Source organism: Vibrio sp. D417a (assembly GCF_030248595.1).
Taxonomy (GTDB): Bacteria; Pseudomonadota; Gammaproteobacteria; order Enterobacterales; family Vibrionaceae; genus Vibrio; species Vibrio alginolyticus.
Map to the genome: position 1 here is coordinate 160,618 of NZ_JAHGAM010000007.1, position 26,117 is coordinate 186,734.

Annotated in this window: 24 protein-coding genes; 20 read left to right on the forward strand and 4 right to left on the reverse strand. The window is 43.8% G+C overall.

Translation table 11 applies throughout. From position 1 onward, the window contains the following. The first annotated feature begins 39 nt into the window (after positions 1-39). From KI742_RS08660 to KI742_RS08670, 3 genes are all read left to right on the forward strand, one after another. On the forward strand, positions 40-945 hold the full coding sequence (locus tag KI742_RS08660; protein ID WP_017821248.1) for a DMT family transporter: 906 nt from the start codon (positions 40-42) through the stop codon (positions 943-945). A 145-nt stretch (positions 946-1,090) separates the two neighbouring features. Then, the gene (locus KI742_RS08665; RefSeq protein WP_005375279.1) at positions 1,091-1,576 is read left to right on the forward strand and encodes an acyl-CoA thioesterase; all 486 of its coding nucleotides are present in this window, start codon (positions 1,091-1,093) and stop codon (positions 1,574-1,576) included. Between the two features lie 171 nt (positions 1,577-1,747). Further along, entirely contained in the window at positions 1,748-1,993 is a 246-nt protein-coding gene (locus KI742_RS08670) for a hypothetical protein (RefSeq protein WP_005375277.1), read from the forward strand. Between the two features lie 367 nt (positions 1,994-2,360). Here KI742_RS08670 and malG read toward each other — a convergent pair whose 3' ends face one another. The 3 genes from malG to malE all read right to left on the reverse strand — a co-directional run bounded on the left by malG (position 2,361) and on the right by malE (position 6,096). Next, on the reverse strand, positions 2,361-3,251 hold the full coding sequence (gene malG / locus KI742_RS08675; protein WP_005375275.1) for a maltose ABC transporter permease MalG: 891 nt from the start codon (positions 3,249-3,251) through the stop codon (positions 2,361-2,363). Positions 3,252-3,263: 12 nt separating this feature from the next. Further along, positions 3,264-4,838 (reverse strand): maltose ABC transporter permease MalF, encoded by a 1,575-nt coding sequence (gene malF, locus KI742_RS08680; protein WP_005375273.1) that lies wholly within the window; start codon positions 4,836-4,838, stop codon positions 3,264-3,266. A 79-nt stretch (positions 4,839-4,917) separates the two neighbouring features. Further along, complete coding sequence (malE, locus tag KI742_RS08685; RefSeq protein WP_005375272.1) at positions 4,918-6,096, reverse strand: maltose/maltodextrin ABC transporter substrate-binding protein MalE; 1,179 nt, start codon at positions 6,094-6,096, stop codon at positions 4,918-4,920. 672 nt (positions 6,097-6,768) lie between these two features. On the opposite strand from malE, the gene malK reads away from it, so the two are divergent. The 17 genes from malK (at position 6,769) to KI742_RS08770 (ending at position 24,901) form a co-directional block, all read left to right on the forward strand. After that, positions 6,769-7,887, forward strand: a complete 1,119-nt coding sequence (gene malK / locus KI742_RS08690; RefSeq protein ID WP_005375271.1) for a maltose/maltodextrin ABC transporter ATP-binding protein MalK — start codon at positions 6,769-6,771, stop codon at positions 7,885-7,887. Positions 7,888-8,309: 422 nt separating this feature from the next. After that, entirely contained in the window at positions 8,310-9,710 is a 1,401-nt protein-coding gene (locus KI742_RS08695; protein ID WP_285385787.1) for an undecaprenyl-phosphate glucose phosphotransferase, read from the forward strand. 10 nt (positions 9,711-9,720) lie between these two features. Next, on the forward strand, positions 9,721-10,926 hold the full coding sequence (locus tag KI742_RS08700; RefSeq protein WP_285385789.1) for an outer membrane beta-barrel protein: 1,206 nt from the start codon (positions 9,721-9,723) through the stop codon (positions 10,924-10,926). Positions 10,927-10,938: 12 nt separating this feature from the next. Next, on the forward strand, positions 10,939-11,472 hold the full coding sequence (locus tag KI742_RS08705) for a polysaccharide biosynthesis/export family protein (protein ID WP_005375265.1): 534 nt from the start codon (positions 10,939-10,941) through the stop codon (positions 11,470-11,472). A 15-nt stretch (positions 11,473-11,487) separates the two neighbouring features. After that, positions 11,488-13,668: a polysaccharide biosynthesis tyrosine autokinase gene (locus KI742_RS08710; RefSeq protein ID WP_005385847.1), complete on the forward strand. Its 2,181-nt coding sequence runs from the start codon at positions 11,488-11,490 to the stop codon at positions 13,666-13,668. Further along, a complete protein-coding gene (locus KI742_RS08715; protein WP_064369664.1) occupies positions 13,646-14,455 on the forward strand; it encodes a putative capsular polysaccharide synthesis family protein in 810 nt (269 codons plus the stop codon). The genes KI742_RS08710 and KI742_RS08715 overlap by 23 nt, the downstream gene beginning before the upstream one ends. 2 nt (positions 14,456-14,457) lie before the next feature. Next, positions 14,458-15,510: a glycosyltransferase gene (locus KI742_RS08720; RefSeq protein WP_285385791.1), complete on the forward strand. Its 1,053-nt coding sequence runs from the start codon at positions 14,458-14,460 to the stop codon at positions 15,508-15,510. Next, positions 15,476-16,723: an O-antigen ligase family protein gene (locus tag KI742_RS08725; protein WP_285385833.1), complete on the forward strand. Its 1,248-nt coding sequence runs from the start codon at positions 15,476-15,478 to the stop codon at positions 16,721-16,723. Before KI742_RS08720 ends, KI742_RS08725 begins: the two co-directional genes overlap by 35 nt. Positions 16,724-16,738: 15 nt before the next feature. Continuing rightward, positions 16,739-17,572 carry a putative capsular polysaccharide synthesis family protein gene (locus KI742_RS08730; protein WP_005385851.1) on the forward strand — a complete coding sequence of 278 codons (834 nt, stop codon included), beginning with the start codon at positions 16,739-16,741 and terminating at the stop codon, positions 17,570-17,572. Further along, entirely contained in the window at positions 17,569-18,600 is a 1,032-nt protein-coding gene (locus KI742_RS08735) for a glycosyltransferase family 4 protein (RefSeq protein WP_005385852.1), read from the forward strand. Before KI742_RS08730 ends, KI742_RS08735 begins: the two co-directional genes overlap by 4 nt. An 8-nt stretch (positions 18,601-18,608) precedes the next feature. Beyond that, positions 18,609-19,916: an oligosaccharide flippase family protein gene (locus tag KI742_RS08740; RefSeq protein ID WP_213867405.1), complete on the forward strand. Its 1,308-nt coding sequence runs from the start codon at positions 18,609-18,611 to the stop codon at positions 19,914-19,916. Between the two features lie 2 nt (positions 19,917-19,918). Continuing rightward, positions 19,919-20,314: a VanZ family protein gene (locus KI742_RS08745; protein WP_033906760.1), complete on the forward strand. Its 396-nt coding sequence runs from the start codon at positions 19,919-19,921 to the stop codon at positions 20,312-20,314. Positions 20,315-20,381: 67 nt separating this feature from the next. Further along, positions 20,382-20,702 carry a N(4)-acetylcytidine aminohydrolase gene (gene yqfB / locus KI742_RS08750; protein WP_285385796.1) on the forward strand — a complete coding sequence of 107 codons (321 nt, stop codon included), beginning with the start codon at positions 20,382-20,384 and terminating at the stop codon, positions 20,700-20,702. Positions 20,703-20,752: 50 nt separating this feature from the next. Then, the gene (locus tag KI742_RS08755; protein ID WP_005385858.1) at positions 20,753-21,352 is read left to right on the forward strand and encodes a TetR/AcrR family transcriptional regulator; all 600 of its coding nucleotides are present in this window, start codon (positions 20,753-20,755) and stop codon (positions 21,350-21,352) included. Positions 21,353-21,503: 151 nt separating this feature from the next. After that, positions 21,504-22,538, forward strand: coding sequence for an NADP-dependent oxidoreductase (locus tag KI742_RS08760; protein ID WP_005375239.1), 1,035 nt, complete (start codon positions 21,504-21,506; stop codon positions 22,536-22,538). A 14-nt stretch (positions 22,539-22,552) separates the two neighbouring features. After that, complete coding sequence (locus KI742_RS08765) at positions 22,553-23,170, forward strand: glutathione S-transferase family protein (RefSeq protein ID WP_005375238.1); 618 nt, start codon at positions 22,553-22,555, stop codon at positions 23,168-23,170. A 291-nt stretch (positions 23,171-23,461) separates the two neighbouring features. Then, positions 23,462-24,901: a catalase gene (locus KI742_RS08770; protein ID WP_285385800.1), complete on the forward strand. Its 1,440-nt coding sequence runs from the start codon at positions 23,462-23,464 to the stop codon at positions 24,899-24,901. Between the two features lie 194 nt (positions 24,902-25,095). On the opposite strand, the gene KI742_RS08775 is transcribed toward KI742_RS08770, so the two are convergent. After that, the gene (locus KI742_RS08775; protein WP_005375233.1) at positions 25,096-25,974 is read right to left on the reverse strand and encodes an NAD(P)-dependent oxidoreductase; all 879 of its coding nucleotides are present in this window, start codon (positions 25,972-25,974) and stop codon (positions 25,096-25,098) included. Between the last annotated feature and the right edge of the window lie 143 nt (positions 25,975-26,117).

Below are 26,117 nucleotides of genomic sequence, written 5' to 3' on the forward strand. Positions count from 1 at the left end.
CCAGACTAGCGCCATCAATAATTGTGCTATAGGGTTCTCATGATTTATTTACTTCCGTTTTTCACCGTTATGATTTGGGGTGGTAACTCAATTGTGAACAAGATGGCAGCAAGCGCCATTGAACCAAGTGCGATGAGTTTCTACCGTTGGTTTGTCGCAATGGTACTCCTAACGCCATTTTGCCTGCCTGCAATCATCAAACAACGACACATTATTCGACCTTACTTAGCTAAGTTGGCGTTTCTTGCGTTACTTGGTATGGTTCTCAACCAGTCACTTGGATACTATGCCGGTTTAACAACAACGGCCTCTAATATGGCCCTGATCACCTCTTTAGTTCCTTTGATCAGTGTGTTTTTAAGTGTCCCATTGCTCGGTAAATCTATATCAATGTTAAGTATCGTCGGTGGTGTCATTTCGCTCGGCGGCTTGGCATTTATGCTTGGTCACGGTGATATCACTTACTTTTTACATCAAGACTTAACGCAAGGTGACAGCTTAATGCTCGTTGCTGCCATGGTATACGCGGCTTATTGTGTTCTGCTAAAACGCTGGAAAATGCCATTCAGTAGTTTGACTCTGGTTTACATGCAGGGCTTCTTTTCTGTTTTGATGCTCACACCACTTTGGCTCTCTAGTGAGCAACTGTTACCAAGCCAAGACGCGCTACCATTAATCGCTTATGCTGGTATTGCTGCTTCCATTTTCGCGCCGCTGATGTGGGTCAAAGCGATTGATTCAATTGGTGCTGATTCAAGTGCTATGTTCATGAACCTAATGCCTGTGGTTTCCGTCATACTTGCTTCAACACTAATTGGTGAGAAAATTTACGCTTACCATATTATTGGTGGGTTGTTAGTCATCTCTGGCGTTATCCTGTCGCAAATAAAAGTAAGACAGAGAAAACCATTGTCCAATTCTGAGATTGCCTCTACCGCCAATTAACATCTACACCCCAAGCCACAGAACTACGCTGTGGCTTGTCACTTCCAGCGTTCGAATAAAAGTTAATATTTTGTTTCATTCGCTATTCCCGAAAATTCATCTTGCTGCTAAATTGGGAAAACAATAACCCATCAAGGAAAGACAGATGAGCAGTGGTCAAAGAGACATTACCCTTCGCTTTTTAGCAGAACCCAGCGACGTAAATTTTGGCGGAAAAGTGCACGGCGGCGCCGTAATGAAATGGATCGACTTGGCAGCGTACGCCTGTTCTGCAGCGTGGAGTGGTAAATATTGCATTACCGCATATGCTGGCGGCATTCGGTTTGTTGCTCCGATTCATGTCGGCAACTTAGTCGAAGTTAGCGCGAAAGTCATTTATACCGGACGAAGCTCAATGCACATTGCGATTGACGTGCAAGCCAGTGATCCAAAGCAAATGAAAAACAGACTCACCACTCACTGTATCGTTATCATGGTTGCTGTAGATGAAAACGGAAAACCAACCGATGTACCGAAATGGATTCCAGAGTCAGATGAAGACAAAGCCTTAGAGCAATCCGCTATCCGTCTTATGAACATGCGTAAAGAGATTGGGGAAGAAATGGAAGCACACGTTAAATATCTCAAGTAACTGGCATCCGTTAAGAACGCTATTAAGTACCTCAACGTTACCTAGACCCAGAGTGTGGAGCAACATCATGGTTTTGCCATTTGTTTCACGCTCGCCCTTCTCTGTCATAAATCCTTCACCTAGCTTTGCTTAAATCCATCCATTATTTTAGAGTTGGATAGAGTTTGGATCTTGAGACTAAAAGAAACGACCTTAAGTGAAGAGACGTTGACCAATTTAAAAGCGGTCGAGTACCAGTGGGTGAGAACCATGTACGTCGAGGGGTATAACGAAACAGAAATTAATCATTACATTCAAACTTGCTTTGGCGGTGACGTTACCTTTGCTAATCTATTTCGTCGCGTCGCACTGCAGCAAGAAAGTTTGTACACGCTGCTTCAATACGTTGGATGCGCACCTTCCAGCCGAGAGTTTTAATCTCTTCCTTCCCTACCTCAATTTAGCTTTTTACTAAGCTCTAGTTATTTATGTGAAGTGCTACGCAGGGCATTATTCAAGCCCTGTGTAATCCATTGCAAAGCCGCTAATCTCTATCTACTTATTGCAAAATTGCCTTTAGCAGGCATAAAAAAACCTGAGTCTAAACTCAGGTTATGGTTACAAAAACTGTTAGTGATTGAATCGTAAGGAACTAAGCTAACAGCCAGCTATGCGTAACGCCAATAAAAGCCAAGATATTACTGATCGGCGGCCAAACCAAAATTGTAATATCCGTGCTAAGTATAAGGGCGACCATGTGGTCGCCCTTTTCTAGTTATTCTTATCAATCTCAGACCACAAGAGATTATCCTTTCACGCCACCAGCGGTTAGACCACCAACCAACCAGCGCTGCGCAAGTAAGAATACGGCAGTGATTGGCACTGCTGAAAGTACAGCAGCTGCGGCAAAGTCACCCCACAAGTAGTTTTGTGGATATAGGTATTGCTGCATACCCACTGCAAGTGTGTACGAGTCTACATCAGAAAGCAGTAGTGACGCTACAGGAACTTCACCAATTACCATGATGAACGACAATATGAAGACTACCGCTAGGATTGGCACAGACAGTGGCAGCAATACCAAACGGAATGCTTGCCATGGTGTAGCACCATCAAGAGCCGCTGCTTCTTCTAGAGACGAGTCAATACTTTCGAAGTAGCCTTTAATGGTCCAAACGTGCAGTGCGATACCGCCTAAGTAAGCGAAGATCAGACCGCCATGCGTGTTCAGACCAAGGAAAGGAATGTACTGACCCAGTTTGTCGAACAACGCGTACAGAGCAACCAGTGCCAACACCGCAGGGAACATCTGGAAGATCATCATCGCTTTAAGAATGGTGTTCTTACCTTTGAACTTCATACGAGCAAACGCGTAAGCCGATGTGGTTGATAGCGCCACGATTAGGATTGCAGAAATACCACCCACTTTTACCGAGTTCCACAACCATGTCATTACTGGGAATGGTGGCGGTGTAACTGTACCGTCTGGATTAGTCACCGAGAAACCTAATGCCAATTTCCAGTGATCAAGTGTTGGGTTGTCTGGGATCAGGCTACCCGTTGCAAAGTTACCTTCACGGAATGAAATCGCGATGATCATCAGTAAAGGGAAAATAATCAGTGCCAAGAATGCCCACATTGCAATATGAGTAGCCCAAACACGATACTTTAATGACTTACCTTGTACCATTGCCATTGTAATTTCTCCTTAGTCCTGAGCTACTTTAGTTACGCGTAGGTTGATAAGTGCCAATGCGCCAACCAATAGGAAGATAAGCGTTGCTACCGCACTTGCTAGACCGAAGTCTTGACCACCAGCACCTTCGAATGCGATTCGGTAGGTGTAACTTACTAGCAGGTCGGTGTAACCCGCAGGCTCTGATGTGCCAATCATGTTTGGACCACCGCCAGTCAACAACTGGATAAGTACGAAGTTGTTGAAGTTAAATGCAAAACTCGCGATCAACAATGGTGTTAATGGCTTCAACATCATTGGTAGTGTGATACGTGTAAAGTTCGTGACAAAGTTCGCACCATCAATTGCTGATGCTTCATATAAATCGTCTGGAATCGCTTTTAGTAAGCCCATACACAAAATCATCATGTAAGGGAAACCAAGCCAAGTGTTCACAATTAAGATCATGGTTTTCGCCATGAACGGATCAGAGAACCAAGCCGGGCTAATGCCGAACAAGCCTTCCAACAACATGTTGATCTCACCAAAGCTTTGGTTAAACAAACCTTTAAAGATCAAGATAGAAATAAACGCCGGAACTGCATAAGGCAGGATTAGCAACAAACGGTAAACTGAGCGACCTTTAAGTGCTTCCCACTGAACCACACTGGCAAGGACAAGACCAATAACAAGCGTAAACAATACGGTTAGCGCAGAGAAAACAATGGTCCAGATAAAGATACTGATAAACGGCTCTTTGATACCATCATCTTTCCAAACACGCTCAAAATTGTGGGTACCAATGTTCACCACGAAACCTGGTGACACTGTGCTACCAACAAATTGACCGTTTTCATCGACAGGCTGGTAGTAACCTACTTCCATATTTGGACGTAGCGTTTCTTCAGTCCGGTTGTTGTAAAGCGTTTCACCATCTTCTTGTAATGTGTACAAAGGTACAACTGCAGCAAATTTGCGCAGCCCACTCATGCGGATATCATCACCACTTGGCAAATGTAAATCGACACTGCTCAACGCACTGCGGTTCTTAACAATCGCCTTGATTGATTCTTTTTCACCCGTTACTTCTTCAATTGGTGAAAGATCAAACTCCGATGCTGAAAGGTTATCAAGCTGAAAAGTCGGGCTTGCAAGTAGCTCACCATCTTTTTCAACCACAAGTTGATGGCCTTGCTCCGTTTTATACAAAGTGAACGGGTAGCTATCACCACTTTGGTAAGTTCGGTCCAAAAGTACGTTCTGAGCGCGATCAAAAGAGAGTTGGTTCTTCGCGCTATAGTTGGTAAACGCCAAACCTATGGTGTACGCCAAAGGAAAAAGAATGAAAAGGATCATCCCTGCTATACCAGGGTAGATGTAACGGTGTGCGTACGTCTTTTTGCTACCAAAGATGAACAACGCTAAAGCGGTAAGAATGAGCGTAAGTAGTGCAAACGCAATCTCACCGCGAGAATACATAAGGATTGTTGCGTAGCCATTGATGATGCCGACTGTGCCTAAAAGTGACCATTTCATGAACACTTTTTTGCTGCTCGGAAGGCTGGCTTCTGGTGCTGTCATAGCATTTGTACCTTGAACTGACTGCATAGGGAACCTGCTAGCGAATATAGAATAAATATAGAAAAGTAAGGAGGAGTTGCCTCCTCCTTAAAAAGGTCTTACTTAATTATTTAGTCATTTGTTTTTCTGCATCTGCAAGAGCTGCATCGACAGTTTGACGACCGTCAACTACGTTGATGATTGCGTTCTTAGCCGCACCCCAGAATGCGTTCATTTGAGGGATATTTGGCATGATTTCGCCGTTCATCGCATTGTCCATTGTTGCTGCGATACGAGTATCTGAATCTAGCTCACGTTGGAACGAGTTAAGTGCTACCGCACCTAGAGGCTTATCGTTGTTAACCATACGTAGGCCATCGTTTGTTAGTAGGTAGTTCTCAATGAACTCAACTGCTAGATCTTTGTTTGGAGACGCAGTGCTGATACCAGCCGTTAGAACACCAACGAATGGCTTAGAAGATTGACCTTGGAACTTAGGTAGCGTAGTCACGCCGTAGTTAACGCCAGACTTCTCAATGTTGCCCCAAGACCATGGACCGTTGATCGTCATCGCTGTTTTGCCTTGGTTGAACGCAGACTCAGACACTGAGTAATCCATATCCGCAGAGATTACGCCTTTATCAACTAAGCCTTTTACGAAGCTCATTGCGTCTTTAACGCCTTCTTTCGCGATACCAGCGTCTTTAACATCGTAACCTTCAGAAGTGTATTTGAACGCGTAGCCGCCATCAGCCGCCATTAGTGGCCAAGTGAAGTACGGTTCTTTTAGGTTCCACATGATTGCAGACTTGCCGTCTTTTTTAAGTTTTGCATCTAATGCTGCAACCTCTTCCCAAGACTTTGGTGGGTTTGGAACTAGGTCTTTGTTGTAGATTAGAGATAGAGACTCAACCGCAACTGGATAGCCGATCAATTTGCCGTCGTAACGTACTGCATCCCAAGCGAAATCAACGATACCTTCTTGAATATTCTTAGAAGGTTTAATTTCTGCTAGCAGGCCAGCTTCTGCGTAACCACCGAAACGGTCGTGAGCCCAGAATACGATATCAGGACCGTCGCCAGTCGCTGCAGTTTGAGGGAATTTGTCTTGAAGGCCATCTGGGTGAGCCACAGTCACTTTAATGCCTGTGTCTTCTTCAAATTTCTTACCAACTTCAGCAAGGCCGTTGTAGCCTTTATCACCGTTGATCCAGATAGTAAGTTGTCCTTCTTCGATGGCAGCATTAGCACCAAAAGAACCCAAAGCAACAAGAGTACCTAGTGCTACAGCGCTTAACTTTTTCATGTTCGTATCCTTTTTATATTTTTGATGTAGGGCTAGTCCATTGAGGTTCAGCCGTATTTCGACATATATCATCTGAAATAATCCAATATGTCTCATCCTCCTAATCCCTACGCCCTTACAATTATGACGTATTTTCGTGATCTAAATCGCCAAGGGTAAGAGACTCAAATCACAAAATGGATAGTTCCTGTGATCGGTTTCAACTTTAGGTGGTGCAATAATGTGATTTCCGACCAACTGCTTTCTTCCTCCTCCTTTTTTACTCCTCCCTTTCTACTCCCCCTACAATTATTTCTATTAGGAGGATGTCGCACTACGCACAATCTTAGAAACTGCAGTCATCCAAGAGTGGATGGTAAGAACCCTTTCCCAGCAGTGCCTACGTATTAGGAAAAAGATTTGCTGGTTTTGCATTGCCAGACGAGTGGAATGTCATTATTAGTGTTGTTTGTGGTAATTATTTCACGGGGGAGACAATACGAATAATGTGGGGGAGAGAAACTCGTACTTGGCTATGATGGGTAGCACTTCTATTCAGGACATTTTATTGAAGTGCTACCCTACTTTTCTTACCAACCGCAAGAACTTACCGATTCCTACTGTTACTGCTCGCTAGATAATTCATATAATGATGAGCGGTGAATAATAAAAAATTGATCGAGGACGAGCTACATGGCGAGTGTCACGTTAAAAAATGTTTGTAAAGCGTATGGCGACGTACTGATTTCTAAGAACGTAGACCTAACAATCAACGAAGGTGAATTTGTTGTTTTCGTAGGTCCATCAGGTTGTGGTAAATCTACCCTTTTACGTTGTATTGCCGGTCTTGAAGACATTACTTCAGGTGATTTGTATATTGGTGACCAGCGCATGAATGACGTCGAACCATCCAAACGTGGTGTTGGTATGGTATTCCAGTCTTACGCTCTTTACCCGCACCTTAACTTATATGACAACATGTCATTTGGCTTGAAACTAGCAAAAGCAGACAAAGCAGAAATCGACAAGCGTGTTGAACAAGCAGCAGAAATCCTACAACTAGGCCACTTGCTTGAGCGCCAACCAAAAGCACTTTCTGGTGGACAGCGTCAACGTGTGGCGATTGGCCGAACATTGGTATCGCAGCCAAATGTATTCCTTCTAGACGAGCCACTATCAAACTTGGATGCGGCACTGCGTGTAAACATGCGTGCACAAATTACTAAGCTACAACGCCAACTTGGTTGTACCATGATCTACGTAACGCACGATCAGGTAGAAGCGATGACAATGGCAGATAAAATCGTTGTACTAGACGGCGGTTATGTATCGCAAGTTGGTAAGCCGCTTGAGCTTTACCATTACCCACAAAACCGCTTTGTAGCTGGCTTTATCGGTTCTCCGAAAATGAACTTCATGAGCGTATTCATTGATGAAGTAGAAGCAGAGCGCGTCAAAGTTCAACTATCTAACGGCGTATCTTTCTGGATTCCGGTGGATGGTACAACCGTTAACCGCGGCGACCGAATGTCTTTAGGCATTCGCCCTGAGCACCTATTATCCGCTTCTGAAGCTGATGCAAGTATTCACGGTGAAGTGATGATTGTTGAGAAGCTAGGTAACGAAACTCAAGTATACCTAAATCTAGAAGGCGCGGACGCCGACGTTATTTTCCGTCAGCCTGACACGCTTGCAGTCGACACTGGCGATAAAATCGAGATCGGTATTCCAGCTCATCGTTGTCACCTGTTCCACAGTGATGGTCGCGCATGCCGCCGCCTATACAAAGAAAACGGCGTAGAAGTCGAATAGTTCATTCGTCCTTACTCAAAAAAATCCCTCTCACTTGAGAGGGATTTTTTTATCTTAATAAATATCAGCAATTCGATACTAAATCATTAATCGTTAACGAATCAAATCACCCGTTTCTTCTAACCTCACATAAACCATTGTCTTTGTACTGATACTTCATTTTTAATACTTTTCCTCATTCCTCATAAGTAAGTACCAGCTTTTTCCTAACCCGCCAAACTTAGCCAAAGGGCTAAATATCATTCTTATTTCCACTTACCTCTACAACGCAAATTTTTACACTTATCAACGAAATTACACGTGACAAAAAACTCAGCAGCATTCAACAGAATGCTCTGTGCACCAACTACTAATAACGTTCACGACACGGCAATTGGGGAAGACACCCAAGGGCGGTAGCGTGTCAGAAGGGAAACTGAGTCATGAAACAAAAAGGACTTATCCGCTCTCATGAGATGGAGTTCGCTTTTTTATATCGCATCTCAGATCTTGCTGTCATCGTCTCTTTTATGCTGCTTTTAGTGTTCAAAGACATGAATACTGCGATGGGGAAAGATTACGTCATATTGGCTTTCGTTGGAGGCATCTCCTTTCTATTTATGGCAGAAAGCGGCAATCTGTATCGCTCTTGGCGAACCAGTTCGTTTAAAGAGCAGATGTTTATTGTCTGTGTTGCTTGGGCGGTGACTTCTGCACTTATCTTTATTGTGCTGTATTTTTCTGAAGTCCATACCTTATTTGATAACACAATTTTAGTGCTGTGGTTTGCGATTACGCCCGCTCTGCTTTTGGCATGGCGAGTAACATTCCGTACCGGATTAGCCTATTTGAGAAAAAAAGGATTCAACACTCGCACTGCGGTCATCATCGGCCAAACTCCTCACGGCATTACCCTAGCTAACGAAATTCAAAACCACACAGAACACGGTGTGCTTTTTGATGGCTTTTACGACGAACGATCTTCCGACAGATTGCCAAATTCTGATTATCCTATTAAAGGAGCTGTTGACCACGCCCTTGAGCGAGCTAAAAAAGGGGAAGTAGATTACGTCTATATCGCGATGCCAATGCACGCAAAAGAGCGCATTGCGTCACTTCTTAACCAATTCTCAGACACCACCGCAAATACGTATCTGATTCCCGACTTCTTCACTTATAACCTTTTACATTCTCGTTGGGCGCAGATCGGCCAAGTTCAAACACTAAGTGTCTTTGATACACCTTTTGCTGGAATTTCTTCTTGGGTAAAACGGTTTGAAGACATCTTGTTTTCGAGCATTATTTTGGTCTTAATCGCCCCTATTCTATTCGTCATTGCGATTGGCATTAAGGCAACGTCTAAAGGCCCTGTCATCTTTAAACAACATCGGTACGGTCTTGATGGACGCAAGATTGAAGTCTGGAAGTTCCGTTCAATGACAACCATGGATCAAGGTTCCAACGTGAAACAGGCGACAAAGAACGATCCTCGTATCACGCCTTTTGGCGGATTTCTGCGTCGCACCTCTTTGGACGAACTACCTCAATTTATCAATGTACTGCAAGGGACCATGTCTATTGTCGGCCCACGCCCTCATGCCGTGGCACACAATGAAGAATACCGTCAGATCGTGGATCGCTACATGCTACGTCACAAAGTAAAACCAGGCATTACTGGCTGGGCGCAGATTAATGGTTATCGCGGCGAAACCGACACCTTAGAAAAAATGGAAAAGAGAGTCGAGTTTGATTTGGATTACATCCACCATTGGTCGGTTTGGATGGACATCAAAATCATCTTTATGACCGTTTTCAAAGGCTTCACTGGTGCTAACGCGTACTAAGGTTGAGATTATGAAGAAACTGACAATAGCAATAGCATTAAGTCTGTTTTCTACTGACTTGCTCGCAGAACCGATGGCTTACCAAACCGAGTCTGGTATAGAGTTGATTCCCCTCGTAAAAACTTTCTACGAGGGAGATGACAACATCAATAAAGCGGAAAAATCCGGCAATGTAGAATCGGTCAATATTTGGGGTATAGAACCAAGCTTACTAGCACGTATAGAACGGAATCGCTATCGCGCAGATATTTTATATAAGTTAAAAGCTGGCTTTTCATCTGACGATCGCAACGACTTCGACGACCACACTTTTCAGTTTTCCAACTTTTTCGAATTTAATCATCGTCATCGTTTAGTGGTTGATTACCGTTTTCGCGCCCAGCATGAAGTTCGAGGAGAAGATATTACCGAAGGTAATGGTAGCGCAATCGACTCACCAATAGAGTTCAACCGTAACGATGTAAAAACCAATTATGTCTTTGGATCTAACGGTGCCAAAGGCAGACTCGAATTCGGTTTAGGCTACAGTGATAAAACCTATCAAAACTATCGTGACGGCTTGCCTGGTCGCCCAAACGCTAAAACTAAATACAACGATTTTCGAGCTCCCAATGCACATTTGGAGTTCTATTTAAGAGCGACGCCAAGAACCTATTGGTTAGTCGGAACAAACCAAATCGTAACCGAGTATCAGCACCGAAATTCTGCGCAGCCATCGAAAGATAACAACACCAGTTTCTATTACACCGGTGCCGAATGGGAAGTCACAGGAAAAACCAAAGGCATCGCTCGACTCGGTTATCAAATCAAAGATTTTGACAGCGCTCAACGAGAGACATTTAAAGGCTTTAGTTGGGATATCGGCTTTGAATGGTTGCCTCAAGAACAAACTCTAGTCAGCGTGAAAACCACTCAAGCGGCGGTTAACCCCGATCAAGATGGCGATTACAACCTACAAACTCGTTACCGACTGAACCTGAAGCACGATTGGAATAGTTACCTTGCAACTCGCTTAGGTGCTGTTTATCAACAAGATGATTACACGGGAATCTCCAGAAACGACGATCGGTACACTCTATCTTTTGGTATCGATTATCAGATCAAACGTTGGATACAGCTGCAAGCCGATTGGCAATACCAAGATAAAAACTCTAGCCGATCGGATTATAGCTTCGAACAAAATATTTGGACTTTAAGCGCACAGTTTTCTCTGTAAAAAGGATTATTAATGAAGGCATTCATCAAATTCATGAGTGTAGCGTTGTTGCTATTTAGCACTTTGGTCAACGCTGACTCAAACGAGGAAGATTACTTACTCGATACTGGCGATACCATTTCCGTGCAGGTCTATGGTGAAGAAGATCTTACGATTAAAAATATTCTAATAACGTCAGATGGCTATTTTGATTACCCCTACCTTGGCCGAATCAAAGCAATCAAAAAAACACCAAAACAACTCAAGTACGAAATAGAAACGGGCTTAAAAGGCGATTATCTCATCAATCCAAAAGTGATGGTCACCATCAATAACTTTCGTCTGTTTTACGTTAATGGCGAAGTCAGGAAACCTGGTGGATTTGAGTACCGTCCAGGGTTAACCATAGAGAAGGCCATCGCTCTAGCAGGTGGCTTGACCGACAGAGCCTCACGCAAAGGCATTAACCTCACCAAGCATAAAACAGGTCAAACGATGGAAGGGGTCAGTATGCACCGCAACGTTGAACCTGGTGACATTGTATTTATTGACCAGAGCTTCTTTTAAGTGACAGGGAATCAAATGAACGGGACTCATCCAAATAATCTCCAGATGAACAAAGTAGAACTGATTCGTTTTGGCCATCACTTCAAAGCGATTAAAAAGAATTGGCTAAGCATCGCAGCATTCACGCTTCTGTTCTCATTAACTTGTACTTGGTATATCTACTCCAAAGCATCGATATACCAAGCTACAGCTACGCTACTCATCCAAGAGGAGCAAAAAAGCGCCCTTTCAATCGAGGAAGTATATGGCGTCGACACGACAAAAAAAGAGTACTTTCAAACGCAAATCGCCATTTTAAAATCGAATCATATTGCAGATAAGGTCATTAGAGAGCTGAACCTCACCCAATTACCTGAATTCACAAGCTCAGGGGGGTTAAATAAAAAAATCGACCAAATAAAGTCGATTCCTTTTGTTCAAGACCTACTGAATGTGGCACCAAGCCCAAAAGAAACCGCCCAGTTTTCAGAGTCCTATTATCAGGCACTTCAAGCTTTCAGAAGTAAACTCGATATTGAGCCAGTACGTAACACCCAATTAGTCAGAATTCGCTTTCGTTCTACCGATCCTAAGCTTGCGACGACAATCGCCAACGCGGTCGGCCAAGCCTACATTGACGCAAATTTTGAAGCCAAATTGGTCGTTACACAAAATGCGGCTACTTGGTTGACAAATAACTCTCAAAAATTGGAGGAGCGATTACGTAACTCGGAGCAAGCGCTGCAAGAATTCTTGTTAAAAGAAGGGTTGATCGATATCAACGGTATTGATGAAATTTACGCAAATGAGCTAGAAGAACTCACTCGCAAGCTGAATATCGCTGTTAATAAGCGTATTGAAGCGCAGACGTTAATCCAACTGTTACGACGTAAATCTTCGCAAAGTTTAGACAGCTTGTTGTCAATTGATGAATTCGCTAATCAAGCGCAAATCCGCGATCTAAAATTGTCGGAAGCACAGGCAGCCAAAAATCTCTCTGAACTGGCACAGCGCTACGGACCTAAGCATGATCGAATGATTCAGGCGAAAGCACAGCTTGCTGAAATTCAATCAAGAACCCAGCAACTCATTCGTGACATTTCCTTCAGTAAGCAACAAGACCTTCTTGCTGCAAAAGCGCAAGAGGACATGCTTCGAGCAGAGCTCGATAACAAAAAGTCAGACTTCCAATCGTTAGGGTCACAAAAAGCGCGTTACGAACAGTTAAAACGCGAGGTTGAATCCAATAAGGCACTCTATGAAGCGTTCTTAAATCGTGAGAAAGAGACCAACGCCACCAGCGACTACAAGAATGTCACTGCTCGCTTTACTGATAAAGCCATCATCCCTCTATTCCCGGTGGCACCACAACGAATCAAACTGGTACTAATTGCCACCTTTTTTGGCTTTGCCATTGCTTGCGCTCTGGTCATCATCTTAGAAACGATGCGAGAAGTTATCCGAAGCACAGCCGATGTGCAGGAAAAACTTGGTGTTACGTGTTTAGGTGTGATTCCTATGGTCAAAAAACGCAATTTGCGTAAAAACGGCGTCAGTTATACCGCGTATTTAGATGATGAAGAAAAGCTATTTAGTGAAGCTTGCCGCTCCGTCAGAACCTCGCTTCTGCTCAGATTAACCAACACGAAGCAAAAGATATTGCCCTTTACCTCTGCTATTCCAGAAGAAGGAAAAACATCGACCAGTATCAATATGGCGGTGTCGTTTTCAAAAATGGAAAAGGTGTTGATCATCGACTGCGATTTACGTCGACCTTCCATCGCAAAGCGATTCGGTATTGCTGAATCAAGCCCTGGCTTAACGCATATCCTGACGATGGATACGCCAATCAAAGATTGTGTTACACATATAAAAGAAGCCAACTTAGATGTATTATCGGCCGGCCTAATTCCGCCAAACCCACAGGAATTACTGGCTTCTGATCGCTTTAAAAAGTTGCTCGAACATTTTCAAAATAAGTATGACCGGATCATTATCGATACGCCGCCCCTACTGTCAGTGAGTGACGCACTTATTCTTGGTCAATATGCCAATGGTCTGATTACCGTCATTCGCTCAGAATCAACAAAATCATCACTGGTTAACCTTGCGTTATCTAAACAAATACAACACTCAGTTCCATCTCTTGGCGTCTTAATCACACAAGCCAAGGCCAAGGAAGGAGAGACGCTCTATGTCCAGAAATACGCCTACTAACGTAAACCTATCTTGGTACCAAACGTTGAAAAGCCAAGAACAGCCGGTATTGATCTATCAAATGGGCAAAGTAGGTTCGAGTGCATTAGAGCATTCCATTCCTAACTCGATTCACTTGCACGACCTTATGACCGTCGATGCGCAAAAACAAATATCCCCCGTTAGAGCGCAATTGCATAAGCCTCAGATCAATGCGTTAAAGCGACGACTAAAGCGTATAACGATGAGCCATATGTTAAAGCGCAAGAAAAAAGTTCGAATTATCTCGCTGGTGCGAGAACCGATCGGACGAAATGTCTCAATGTTCTTTCAAGCACTTCCTTTTTGGATGGCGGACAAATATCTAAAGGATGACAGCGCAATACGTACCGAACGACCGCAATTACTCCAAGAAGCATTTGATAAGCACATGAATCATCAATATGCGCTGCAGTGGTTTGACAACGAGATCAAACAACTAACAGGGATTGATGTGTTTAACGAGTCTTTTAATCACGAAGTAGGCTATCAAACATACCATAACAATAACTTCTCACTGTTGGTCATTCGAAGTGACAAGCTAACGAAGGCTAACTCCGCAGTTGAAGACTTTTTAGGTTACCCCGTGGATGTTGTTTATGAAAATCAATCAGACAACAAATGGTACTCGCCACTAATGAAAGAATTCAAAACGCAATTTCAACCTACACCCGAGTACGTTGAAGAAATGCTGAATTCTAAATTGACGAAGCACTTTTTCTCAAATACAGAAATCACCGACCTTAAACAGCAATATCTGACCAATTAATCATGAAAACCAAGATTCTACATATTATCAATGATCTTTCTCAGAACGGCGGTGCTCAGAAGTTCTTAGTCGACCTTGTTTTAGAACATAAGCCTGAATACGAAATCAAAATTTTGGTCTTGTGTGATGAAAATGATTACTTACCAATGCTATCCGCCCAAGGCATAGAGTGTTTTAACTGGCGCACATTGCCATTGAGTGAGAAATTCTCTTTGCTGCGTTGGCCGGATGTCGTTCACGGGCACCTCTACCCTTCCATTTACCTAGCGCTATTGGCGGTAGGTAAAAAACGAATCCAGACTGAGCACTGTTCTTATAACCGTCGACGTGACTATCCGCTGTTTAAGTTCATGGAATACGTCTTATATTGGGGCCACGACTTGACAGTCAGTATTAGTGAAAAAGTACAAGATGAACTGGTGAAGTTCATGCCTCGCTATCAACATAAATATCACGTGGTGCACAATGGCGTTGATTTAAAAAGGTTTTCTATGACGCCAAGATTCGCCAGCCACCTAATCGACAAACCAGTTATCAAGATTGGAATGGTGGGCCGACTTCACCAACATAAAGACCATGAAACGCTTATCCAAGCACTTATCCATTTACCAAGACGATACGAACTCCACCTTGCGGGAGATGGAGAAAAAAAATCGTCACTGCAAGCATTGGCAACAAAAATCAACGTCGCGCAACGTGTTCACTTTCATGGCGTAGTTTCTGACGTTCCAGCCTTTTTGAACTACATGGATATTTACGTGCAATCGTCGCACGTCGAAGGCTTTGGTTTGGCGGCGGTTGAGGCGATGGCAGCAGGCTTACCCGTACTATCGTCGGACGTACCTGGTTTGGATGACGTCACCGGACGTGCCGAATATTTATTTCAAGTTGGTAACGCCACTGAACTGAGCCAAAAAGTTCTCCAACTGTGTGAAAGTGTTGAGCGGTATGACGCTGCAAGTCAATACTCAGTCAATAGGGCCTCTCTCTACACCATCGATAAATTTCGTGAAGGTTACTATGGGATCTACCAGCAGCTTTGCGCCAACAAATAGTTCCGCGCCATCGAGCCATCGCGCCTCATTGCTTGCAGCATGCCTATTAGCATTGTTCTTTATTCCTATGAAGTTTCGTGCTGGAGGAATAGCGCTAGCCCCATCTGACATCGCAAGCCTTTTGTCCATTGGTTTTACTGCATTAGTGGTATTGGAAGGAAAAGCTGAAAAACTCATGCATCCCTGTATGGGGTTCCTCGTATTGTTCACTGGGTATGTGTTCATAAATAGTCTGCTAAATCGCGTCCCTTTAATGCCGCTAGTTATAGAAACTGTACAATGGTTAGCGATTTTGTGCCTACTGAGCCTAATGTACGCCTATGGCGTGTTTGATGACGAACGGGTAATGGTTTATTTCACGTATCTGTTGTTTCTCATCTGTACGCTCGTTGCCTTATGGCACTTTGCTCAGGGCTATCAAAGCGGGTTTAAGTTACTCGGGGTAAGTAAATACGGGTTCGGTGTACTGTGCTCACTACTGTACCTTTATCGAGATAAAATTCGCGCTTTCCACCTTTTGATGCTCGTAGCTTTAGTATTACTGGTGTTGTCACAAGAAAGAAAAGCGCTACTTGGTTTTTGTCTGCTTTTCTTCTTTGACCAACTGCTCGTAAAAAACTTAATGAGAAAATCGCTCAGCGAAACGTACACGTGGACGATTTTATTAGCCTTAAGCTTCATTGTGTTTACTGCCGTCACAACCACACTCTACGTTGGGTTTGAAACGCTAGCAGACACATTGGAAATAACCCAAGAAGACGTCTTATTTGCCAACCAAAGTGAAGCCCGATGGGTATCGAATCTTCATAGAAAACTTTTACTTGCCAATGGGCTAGATATTTTATTTCAACACCCGGTGTTAGGTGTCGGCGCGAAAATGTTACCCAACTTTATGATCAGTTACTTTAATTATGATGAGCTGGCGATCTACACCCACAACTTTGTGTTAGATACCGCCATTGAATACGGATTGCTTGGTATCGGTCTGCTGTTTGGTGGTTATTTTCTTTTTATTCGCTTTTGCTTCCGCAGCCTTAATGAAAACAGAAAAAGCCTATTACTTGCGATATACGCCCTCATCATGGTGTTTTTCGTTGCGGTAAACACCACCATAATTTTAATACTCTTGTTACCCGTCATGATCAGCATGAGCAACGACTCAAGGGCCATAGCTCATACTTTTCCGGTAAACCATCACCACGAATATGAATAATCAAGGATAGGATAGATGAAGTATTCAATCTCTCGACAATTTGAAAAGAACCGAGAACTCCAAGCTGATAATTTTGTTTTAGTTTACCAAATGGGTAAAGTTGGCTCCTCATCAATTGAGCACACGCTAGGGGAGAAAAATATCCCGAGCTATCACATCCACACCTTTGATGATCACGAAGAATTTCACATGTATCACAATAAAAAAGACGTGAGTAAATTCTTCGACTTCCGAAACCGCGCACTCTATCGCTTAGTGCTCAAGCAGCGAAAACGTATCTTACAAAAACGCGAGCAGATTAAAATCGTTACGCTGGTCCGCGATCCAATCGCAACTGTCTTTTCTCGCTTCTTTCAAGATCTCCATTTGCAATTTATCGAAGGCAAAAAGAACGATGCAATTCACCGAGATATGGAAGTCACGTATCAGCACCTCGAGCATTGCTTTGATAACTATATCAATCTCAACTATTTTGCGGACTGGTTCGACAACGAGTTAAAGCGTAATTTCAATATCGATGTGATGCGCCAAGAGCTGGACAACACTCACCCTTTCTTCACATTCCAGAACGATCAGGCCAACGTCATGCTAATCAAATGCGAACAGCTCAGTTCTCTTGATAAAGAAATCGGTGAGTTTCTTGAGTTGCAAGACTTCGTGCTGAAAAACAGCAACGAAGCGAAAAACAAGTGGTACTCCAATATCCACCAACACTTTAAGAATCACTACGACTTCTCAAAACTGTTCTATATGTACGATCTTCCCTTGTATCGCCACGTTTATTCAGAGCAAGAGCGTGATGCTTTTAAACACAAATGGATGCAAACACCAGGGACAAAATCATCATGAAGAAAGTGCTCCATGTTACAGAAGCATTTGGAGGTGGCGTTCAAACCGCCCTCTATAGTTATGTTCACTCATCCAGAGACGAGCCTTATCAGCATTTCTTGCTAGCCAGAGCCCGAGAAAACGACTTGACCAATGAGAACAACCACCACATTTTCGTACAGACAAAGTGGGTAGAAGGCGGCTTGCTTCAATTTATTCGCGATGCAAACCACATGATTGCATCACTTGGCCCCGACGTCGTGCATTTGCACTCGAGTAAAGCAGGATTTCTCGGCCGATTTCTAAAGCTTGGCAAGGCACGCTTGGTTTACACACCGCACTGTTATGCCTTCGAACGTGAAGATATCTCAGAGCTTGCACGCCAGATCTATAAAGCACTAGAGAAAGTAAAACTGAGCAAAATTGATGTGGTTGCAGGCTGTAGCCAACGAGAGTGTGACCTAGCCATTAGCATTGGTGCGAAACGTGCCGAACTGCTCAACAACTACGTGTCTTATCAAAGTGAAGATCGTATAGAGCGAAACAAGCAAGAAGCGCTGAAGCTCGTTGTACTTGGTCGTGTCGCGCCCCAAAAAGATCCTCAGTTTCTTATCAGCACATTGCAGTTCCTTAATCGGTATGCGCTTAACCGCCCGATAGAGATCACATGGATAGGTGGCGGGGACCACGTACTCGAACAGAAATTACGCACTGAAAATGTGGATGTAACGGGCATGCTGCCTCGCGATGAGGTAGTTGAAAAGCTCAAGGGTTCAGACCTTTATCTACATACTGCAGCATGGGAAGGGATGCCGTTAACCATTCTAGAAGCATCCAAGTTACATCTTCCTATGGTTATTCGGACCATCGGCGCAACCAAAGATCTCAACTACCCGTTTTTAGCGCTCACACCTGAAGAAATGGCCAAGCAGATCGCGCATTGTGTCAATCATTATGAAGAGATCGATTTTCGCCAATATACAGCAGAATTAAACGATGCCTTCAGTGAAGAAAAACAGCGCCTCGCACTCAATAATATTTACGGTTAAATGCCCCTATGTTTCACACTGTTCAACAAAAATTACTGTTGATGCCCAGCGGTAAAAAAAGCTTGTTATCTACTGGATTAAAAACCGCAATCACGCGTGTGTTGAGTGCGCTATTTGCTTTTTTACTGACTCTGATTGTATCGAAGACCAGTGACGCTTCGACGGCCGGTCAATTTTTCTTTTTATTCAACCTAGTCTCGCTACTCGCTATTGTTTCTCAGCTAGGTTTTGATGTCTCGTTAGTTCGTTACAATGCGATCGCTTTTAATAACAAAGAGAAGCTTGAACAAAGCCAAAACTATAAAACCGCACTTTATCGAAGTATGGCATTTTGCTTGCTCGCCATAGGCGTTTTGTTGGCAGGGTTTAATCTGTTTCCAGAACAGCTAAACCAGACTCAATCACCAATGTATGCGATTACTTTATGCTTGCTTTGTATACCTTTCTTGGTGCTTGCGCAAACCAACAGTCGGGTGCTTCAAGCATGTAGAAAAGTCGTATCATCTCTGTTTGCGTTGCAGCTTGGGGTAAGCATGTTGATGGTCATTTTTGTCTTTGCCCTAGACTATATCGGTCAGCAAAATATCAACAATCTAATGACCGCACTGCTTTTAGCGAGCATAGGCGTCGCGGTCATATCTAGTGCCAATTGGCTTGGCTCAGATCAATATCAAACATCGGCTTTCGTACCAAACAAAAAAATGGTCGCTTCTGCCAAGCAAGTCTGGGTTGGCAGTATCTTCACGAATGTTCTTCAATGGGGAAGCCTTGTTATTGCGGGCTTTTTTATCTCAACAGCGGAAATCGGTTTGTTAGCCGCAGCCCAACGCACATCACTACTGATTGGCTTTGTGCTGATTACCATTAACTTTGTGGTCGCCCCGATGTTTGCCTCTCTCTACAAAGAGCGTCAAATGCGCAAACTGCAGAACCTGAGCCGCTTGGCGTGCCGAGCCAATGTTGGTTTAGCGATTGTACCCGTAATTATTTGCACCCTCTTCCCCGAGTTTGTAATGCAGTTTTTTGGTGAGGAGTTTCTCGCCGCGGCACCACTATTAGTCGTCCTTTCTCTGGGGCAGTTAGTCAATGTTGCGACTGGTTCAGTAGGTTTTTTATTATTAATGAGTGGTCATGAGAGAACCATGAAATACATTACAATTTCCTCCGGTACGGTGTCCATCTGCCTACTTGTTACGCTTTGTCAAATGTTTGGTGTGATTGGTGCAGCGTGGGCAATGGCAATTGGCATGGCTATCCAGAATTTAGCTGCACTGTACTTTGTAAAACGTTACTTAGGCTTCTTTCCAATAGGTTAATTATGGCTTTAATACTGGCACGCACGAGTTTTGTTTTAGTCCTGATGCTAACCGCTTCACTCTCTTTGTGGAAAAGCTCTGACCTACACCATACTGCTTACCTGCAAATGGAAACCTACTTAGGCGGATCAAGTACGCTTCACTTTACTTTCAGTTTATTGATCGGCTTTTTATCGGTCTTCACGTTCCCTTCTCTGGTGAGCTCGAATAAAACCGACGTTTTTGGGATTCGTCTTTTGCTACTGCTGTTAGCTATCGTTTCAATGGAAGAAATAAGCCAACTTTTTATTCCAAATCGATCATTTAGTTTTGATGATCTCAGCACCAACTGGATAGGCGTTATCTCAGGTTACTTTAGTGCCAAGTTAATTCGCTTCATCCGCGCTCGATCGTTCTAGTAATACAGGAATCTCTGGGGGATTTGGGTATATAATTACGCCAAACAACCAGACTAACGAGTACATCATGCCATCTCATCCAACCAAGATTACTTTTTTTGAATTCTTAACCCCGTTGATCACGTCAGGCAAAAAGACGATAACGATTCGAGATGAATCAGAAAGCCATTACGTTCCCAATACAGAAGTCGAAGTTTTTACCTTAGAAACGGATCGTAAAGTCTGCGATATCAAGATACGTTCTGTAGAACCACTTCACTTTGAAGATATTAATGAGTTTCATGCCGAACAAGAAGCCATCGAACTACCAAAACTCAAGCAGCTAATTCGAGAAATCTACCCAAATAACGACACGCTCTTTGTTATTGAGTATGAGCTGATTAAATAACCCACAACAAACACTAGACGACTGGTCTAATTCATTCTATAGTACACTTCATGAACGCAAAGACGAATGACACACGCCAACATATTCTCGACGTCGGATACGAGTTGATCGTAAACCGAGGGTTCACAAGTGTTGGTCTTTCAGAGCTATTAAAAAAGGCCGCAGTGCCAAAAGGCTCGTTTTATCATTACTTCAAATCCAAAGAACAATTTGGTGAAGCGATGATTCAAGACTACTTTACTAAGTATTTTGAGCGTTTAAACGCACGCTTTACCAATACTGAACTGAGTGGCTACCAACGCCTAATGAGCTATTTCGAAGAAATGGTCAAAGTAGAAGACGACGTGTGTAATGCGAACAAATGTTTATTGGTTAAGTTAAGTGCAGAAGTCTCCGATCTCTCTGAGTCAATGCGCTTGGCATTACGCCAAGGAGCAGACAAAACCATTCAAGCGATAGCGGATTGCATAGACATCGGCATTCAAGATGGCTCAATCCCCAATGGTGACAGTGCGTTATTAGCAAGGCAGATATACTACCTTTGGAATGGCGCTAGCTTGCTGAACAAACTTTATCAAGATCAGGCAGCATTGACGCAAAGTCTGACCTATACTCAACACTTACTGCAGAATACGCGCACTTGCCCATAATGGGCGGCGTGGAAGCAGAATGAACACCCTACACACGTTTCACTGTCAGAAAAAGCGTCAGTGTTAACACAGTAAACCTTCCCGCTTTAAATAAGCGGGATATTTTGAAATAAATACTAGACGACCGGTCTAATCAACAAGTGAGATAGATATGACTAACGCAACAAATCGCAGAATCGTACTCGCGTCACGTCCCCATGGTGCACCGACACAAGAAAACTTTCGTTTAGAAGAGGTAACGAAACCGACTCCGAAAGAGGGTGAAATGCTATTGAGAACGGTTTATTTATCTCTAGATCCATACATGCGTGGTCGCATGAGTGATGCCGAATCATACGCTGACCCTGTTGCAATTGATGACGTAATGGTCGGTGGTACAGTTTGTCAGGTAGAAACATCAAACCACCCAGATTACGAAGCAGGTGAATGGGTTCTTGCCTACACTGTTGGCTGGCAAGACTACGCTATCTCAACTGGTGAGATGGTCATTAAACTTGGTAAAGAACCGCAAAACCCTTCTTACGCGTTAGGCGTTGCAGGTATGCCAGGATTTACCGCGTACATGGGTTTACTCGACATTGGTCAGCCAAAACCAGGGGAGACCATCGTGGTAGCAGCTGCTACGGGGCCTGTAGGCGCAACAGTTGGTCAAATTGGTAAAATCAAAGGTTGCCGAGTTGTTGGTATAGCAGGCGGAGAAGAAAAATGCCGTTACGCTAAAGAGGTGCTTGGCTTCGATGAGTGTATTGATCACAAAGCTGAAGACTTTGCAGAACAACTGAAAAATGCCTGTGACAAAGGTATCGATGTTTACTTCGAAAACGTAGGTGGCAAAGTATTCGAGGCTGTAATGCCACTTCTGAATACAAATGCGCGTATCCCACTTTGTGGTTTGATTTCTCAGTACAACGCGACAGAGCTGCCTGAAGGTACCGACCATCTTCCATTACTAATGGGTAAGCTCCTGACCAAACGAATCAAGGTGCAAGGCTTCATCATTTTTGATGATTACGGACATCGTTACGGTGAATTTGCGCAAGATATTAATCAATGGTTGGCAGAAGGAAAGATCCAATACCGCGAACATCTAGTACAAGGACTGGATAATGCGCCAGAAGCATTCATCGGTCTGTTGGAAGGTAAGAATTTCGGCAAGCTTGTAGTACAGATTAACGACCCATTATAAAAAGGGATATGTAAATGATTAAACTTCACCACCTCAATCAGTCTCGTTCAAAGCGCATCATTTGGTTACTTGAAGAGCTAGATGTAAATTACGAGATTGTACCCTATGTCCGTGATTCCGTGACCTTCATGGCACCGCCAGAACTAAAAAGTGTTCACCCATTAGGAAAGTCACCTGTTCTTGAAGATAACGGCGAGATTATCATTGAGTCAGGTGCAATGACCGAATATTTGATTGAGAAATACAGTGACGGAGCCTTTGCTCCTGAGCGTGGTACAAAAGCACACACAGAATATTTGCAATGGATGCACTTTGCAGAAAGCTCTGCAATTTTACCTATGCTGCTAAAAATCTTCGTAAGCAAAGAGCCAAATGAAACTCAGTTTTTATCAGGCTATGCCGACAAGGAAGCAATGAATGTACTAGGCTACTTCGAGCAATCCTTAGAAGGCAAAACTTACCTAGTAGAAGAGCGTCTGACTGGCGCTGACATCATGATGTCTTTCATTGTCGAATTGGTTCAAAAGTTTGGTTTAGTTAATCACTTCCCTAATATTGAACGTTATGGGAAACAGCTCGCGACACACCCAGCATTTGCAAAAGCTGAACAACTTGAAGTGAAGTACTCTTAATTACTTCCCCCCTTTCGCCCCTTTGATGACACGTAAAACTTCATTTAAGGGGCGATATTACTAGCATCGCAGACACGCTAACTGGATAGCGCTCCCCCCCAGTAAATCGCTTTCGAGAACGCCGATTGTTATGTCAATCAAGCTAATGTAGTAAATTTCTGATTCTAATATAGTTTCGACCATAGTCACCATCTATTGAATTGATAAGCAATATCAGTTTTCTCCCCCAGCTTTTCCGTAATAACCTCCTATACAGTTTCTAAGGTATTGAACCCTGGAGGGGGAAGAAAAATGACAAACAAGAAATTGACTACAGCAGCAGGTTGCCCTGTCGCACATAACCAAAACGTTATGACTGCAGGTCCTCGTGGCCCTCAACTATTACAAGACGTTTGGTTCCTTGAAAAATTGGCACACTTTGACCGCGAAGTGATCCCTGAGCGTCGTATGCACGCAAAAGGTTCTGGTGCTTACGGTACGTTCACAGTAACGCACGACATCACAAAATACACTCGCGCTAAGATCTTCTCTGACATCGGCAAAAAAACAGAACTATTCGCTCGCTTCACTACTGTAGCTGGTGAGCGCGGTGCAGCAGACGCAGAACGCGACATCCGTGGTTTCGCACTAAAATTCTACACTGAAGAAGGTAACTGGGACTTGGTTGGTAACAACACACCAGTATTCTTCCTACGTGACCCACTAAAATTCCCAGACCTAAACCACGCAGTAAAACGCGACCCTCGCACTAACATGCGTAGCTCTACCAACAACTGGGATTTCTGGACAGCACTACCAGAAGCATTCCACCAAGTGACTATCGTAATGAGTGACCGTGGTATCCCCGCTTCTTACCGTCATATGCATGGTTTTGGTAGCCACACATTCAGCTTCATCAACTCAGAAAACGAGCGTTACTGGGTGAAATTCCACTTCAAAACTCAGCAAGGCATCAAGAACCTGACTGACCAAGAAGCAGAAGCGATCGTAGGTAAAGACCGCGAAAGCCATCACCGTGACCTTTACGAAGCGATTGAGCGCCAAGACTTCCCTAAATGGAAGATGTACGTACAGATCATGCCTGAGCTAGAAGCGGATGAAGTCAACTTCAACCCATTCGACCTAACACGTGTATGGTCTCAAAAAGATTACCCACTGATCCCAGTTGGTGAGTTCGAACTGAACCGTAACCCAGAAAACTTCTACGCAGAAGTTGAGCAATCAGCGTTCAACCCAGCTGCAGTCGTACCTGGTATCGGCTTCTCTCCAGATAAAATGCTACAAGGTCGTCTGTTCGCTTACGGCGATGCTCAGCGTTACCGTCTAGGTGTGAACCATCATCAAATCCCAGTGAACGCACCTCGTTGCCCTGTTCACAGCTACCACCGCGATGGCGCAATGCGCGTTGATGGCAACTTTGGTTCAACACTAGGTTACGAGCCAAACTACAAACAAGAATGGGCAGAGCAACCAGATTACTCTGAGCCACCTCTACGCATCAACGGCAACGCTGATCACTACGATCACCGTGTAGACGAAGACTACTTCAGCCAAGCGGGTGACCTATTCCGTCTGATGAGTGAAGAGCAACGTCAAACTCTGTTCGACAACACAGCTCGCGCAATGGACGGTGTACCAGAGTTCATCCAACAGCGCCACGTTCAACACGCATACCAAGCGGACGAAGCGTACGGCAAAGGTCTTGAAATTGCACTAGGCTTAAACAAGTAAGCGAACGCTGCAATCATTACACTGCGTGATTTAAAGACGAAAAAAGGAGGTGCTCTACAGCACCTCCTGATTTCAAATCACTAATCCTTAATCACAAGTCACAAACCATGCTCAAGGAGATTCATTATGATTAACTTAGATTTCTTTAAGCTCTTTGATACCAAAGAACTGTTTATCTATTACTGATTCATCAACTACTGATTTTTAGCTACCGCTTTGATCAGTACTGATGTATCCATGCGACCTAAACCATCACGTTGAAGGTCTGCGTATTGCTCATCCACTTTCTTAGTCAGTGGAAGTTCTAGACCCACTCGCTCAGCTTCTTGCAGACAGAAACCTAAGTCTTTGCGCATCCAATCAATAGCGAAGCCAAAATCGAACTTGTCTTCAGCCATCGTATTTGCGCGGTTTTCCATCTGCCAAGAACCTGCAGCGCCATGCTTAAGCGTTTCTACAACTTGAGCGATGTCCAAGCCTGATTTTTGTGCCAGCAACAAAGCTTCACTCAGACCTTGTAAAACGCCTCCAATACAGATTTGGTTTACCATCTTACAGCGTTGACCCTGACCGTTTTCACCCAGTAGCGTCATCTGCTTCGCGTACACATCCATCGCCGGAGACACACGGTCAAAAATGCTTTGTTCACCACCACACATGATGGTTAGAACACCATTTTCTGCGCCTGCTTGACCACCAGAAACTGGCGCATCAATGAAGTGATTACCATACTTAGCACACGCTTCAGCCAGCTCAACCGCTAGGTCTGCAGAAGTGGTCGTGTGGTCCACTAGCACTGCATCCGCTTTCAAGCCGACCAGAATGCCCTCTTCACCGTAAACAACGCTACGAACGTCATCATCATTACCCACACAGGTAAAAACGATGTCACAGCCTTCTGCCGCTTCACGTGGTGTTTCACAAGCTACGCCTTGGTATTCTTCAGCCCATTTGTCGGCTTTCGCTTTTGTGCGGTTGTATACTTTGGTTTCAAAGCCCGCTTTACTTAGGTAACCAGCCATTGGGTATCCCATCACTCCCAGACCAATAAATGCTACTCGTTGTTTTTCCATTGCACGCTTCCCTTAGTTCACCTGACTGAAATGTTTCGTAACATGCTACTAAAGAATTGAAATCATTACTCGTGATTTCTCTTTCCACGGTCTCGATGATCCAGTATTTCAGTTCGTTTATTGCGCCTTCTACCCCCCTTTAC

Bases quoted from the DNA above. Each gene is read 5' to 3' on its own strand.
- KI742_RS08660 (WP_017821248.1), top strand. From the start codon at position 40: ATGATTTATTTACTTCCGTTTTTCACCGTTATGATTTGGGGTGGTAAC.
- KI742_RS08665 (WP_005375279.1), top strand. From the start codon at position 1,091: ATGAGCAGTGGTCAAAGAGACATTACCCTTCGCTTTTTAGCAGAACCC.
- malG (WP_005375275.1), bottom strand. From the start codon at position 3,251: ATGGCAATGGTACAAGGTAAGTCATTAAAGTATCGTGTTTGGGCTACT.
- malF (WP_005375273.1), bottom strand. From the start codon at position 4,838: ATGCAGTCAGTTCAAGGTACAAATGCTATGACAGCACCAGAAGCCAGC.
- malE (WP_005375272.1), bottom strand. From the start codon at position 6,096: ATGAAAAAGTTAAGCGCTGTAGCACTAGGTACTCTTGTTGCTTTGGGT.
- malK (WP_005375271.1), top strand. From the start codon at position 6,769: ATGGCGAGTGTCACGTTAAAAAATGTTTGTAAAGCGTATGGCGACGTA.
- KI742_RS08695 (WP_285385787.1), top strand. From the start codon at position 8,310: ATGAAACAAAAAGGACTTATCCGCTCTCATGAGATGGAGTTCGCTTTT.
- KI742_RS08700 (WP_285385789.1), top strand. From the start codon at position 9,721: ATGAAGAAACTGACAATAGCAATAGCATTAAGTCTGTTTTCTACTGAC.
- KI742_RS08705 (WP_005375265.1), top strand. From the start codon at position 10,939: ATGAAGGCATTCATCAAATTCATGAGTGTAGCGTTGTTGCTATTTAGC.
- KI742_RS08710 (WP_005385847.1), top strand. From the start codon at position 11,488: ATGAACGGGACTCATCCAAATAATCTCCAGATGAACAAAGTAGAACTG.
- KI742_RS08715 (WP_064369664.1), top strand. From the start codon at position 13,646: ATGTCCAGAAATACGCCTACTAACGTAAACCTATCTTGGTACCAAACG.
- KI742_RS08720 (WP_285385791.1), top strand. From the start codon at position 14,458: ATGAAAACCAAGATTCTACATATTATCAATGATCTTTCTCAGAACGGC.
- KI742_RS08725 (WP_285385833.1), top strand. From the start codon at position 15,476: ATGGGATCTACCAGCAGCTTTGCGCCAACAAATAGTTCCGCGCCATCG.
- KI742_RS08730 (WP_005385851.1), top strand. From the start codon at position 16,739: ATGAAGTATTCAATCTCTCGACAATTTGAAAAGAACCGAGAACTCCAA.
- KI742_RS08735 (WP_005385852.1), top strand. From the start codon at position 17,569: ATGAAGAAAGTGCTCCATGTTACAGAAGCATTTGGAGGTGGCGTTCAA.
- KI742_RS08740 (WP_213867405.1), top strand. From the start codon at position 18,609: ATGTTTCACACTGTTCAACAAAAATTACTGTTGATGCCCAGCGGTAAA.
- KI742_RS08745 (WP_033906760.1), top strand. From the start codon at position 19,919: ATGGCTTTAATACTGGCACGCACGAGTTTTGTTTTAGTCCTGATGCTA.
- yqfB (WP_285385796.1), top strand. From the start codon at position 20,382: ATGCCATCTCATCCAACCAAGATTACTTTTTTTGAATTCTTAACCCCG.
- KI742_RS08755 (WP_005385858.1), top strand. From the start codon at position 20,753: ATGAACGCAAAGACGAATGACACACGCCAACATATTCTCGACGTCGGA.
- KI742_RS08760 (WP_005375239.1), top strand. From the start codon at position 21,504: ATGACTAACGCAACAAATCGCAGAATCGTACTCGCGTCACGTCCCCAT.
- KI742_RS08765 (WP_005375238.1), top strand. From the start codon at position 22,553: ATGATTAAACTTCACCACCTCAATCAGTCTCGTTCAAAGCGCATCATT.
- KI742_RS08770 (WP_285385800.1), top strand. From the start codon at position 23,462: ATGACAAACAAGAAATTGACTACAGCAGCAGGTTGCCCTGTCGCACAT.
- KI742_RS08775 (WP_005375233.1), bottom strand. From the start codon at position 25,974: ATGGAAAAACAACGAGTAGCATTTATTGGTCTGGGAGTGATGGGATAC.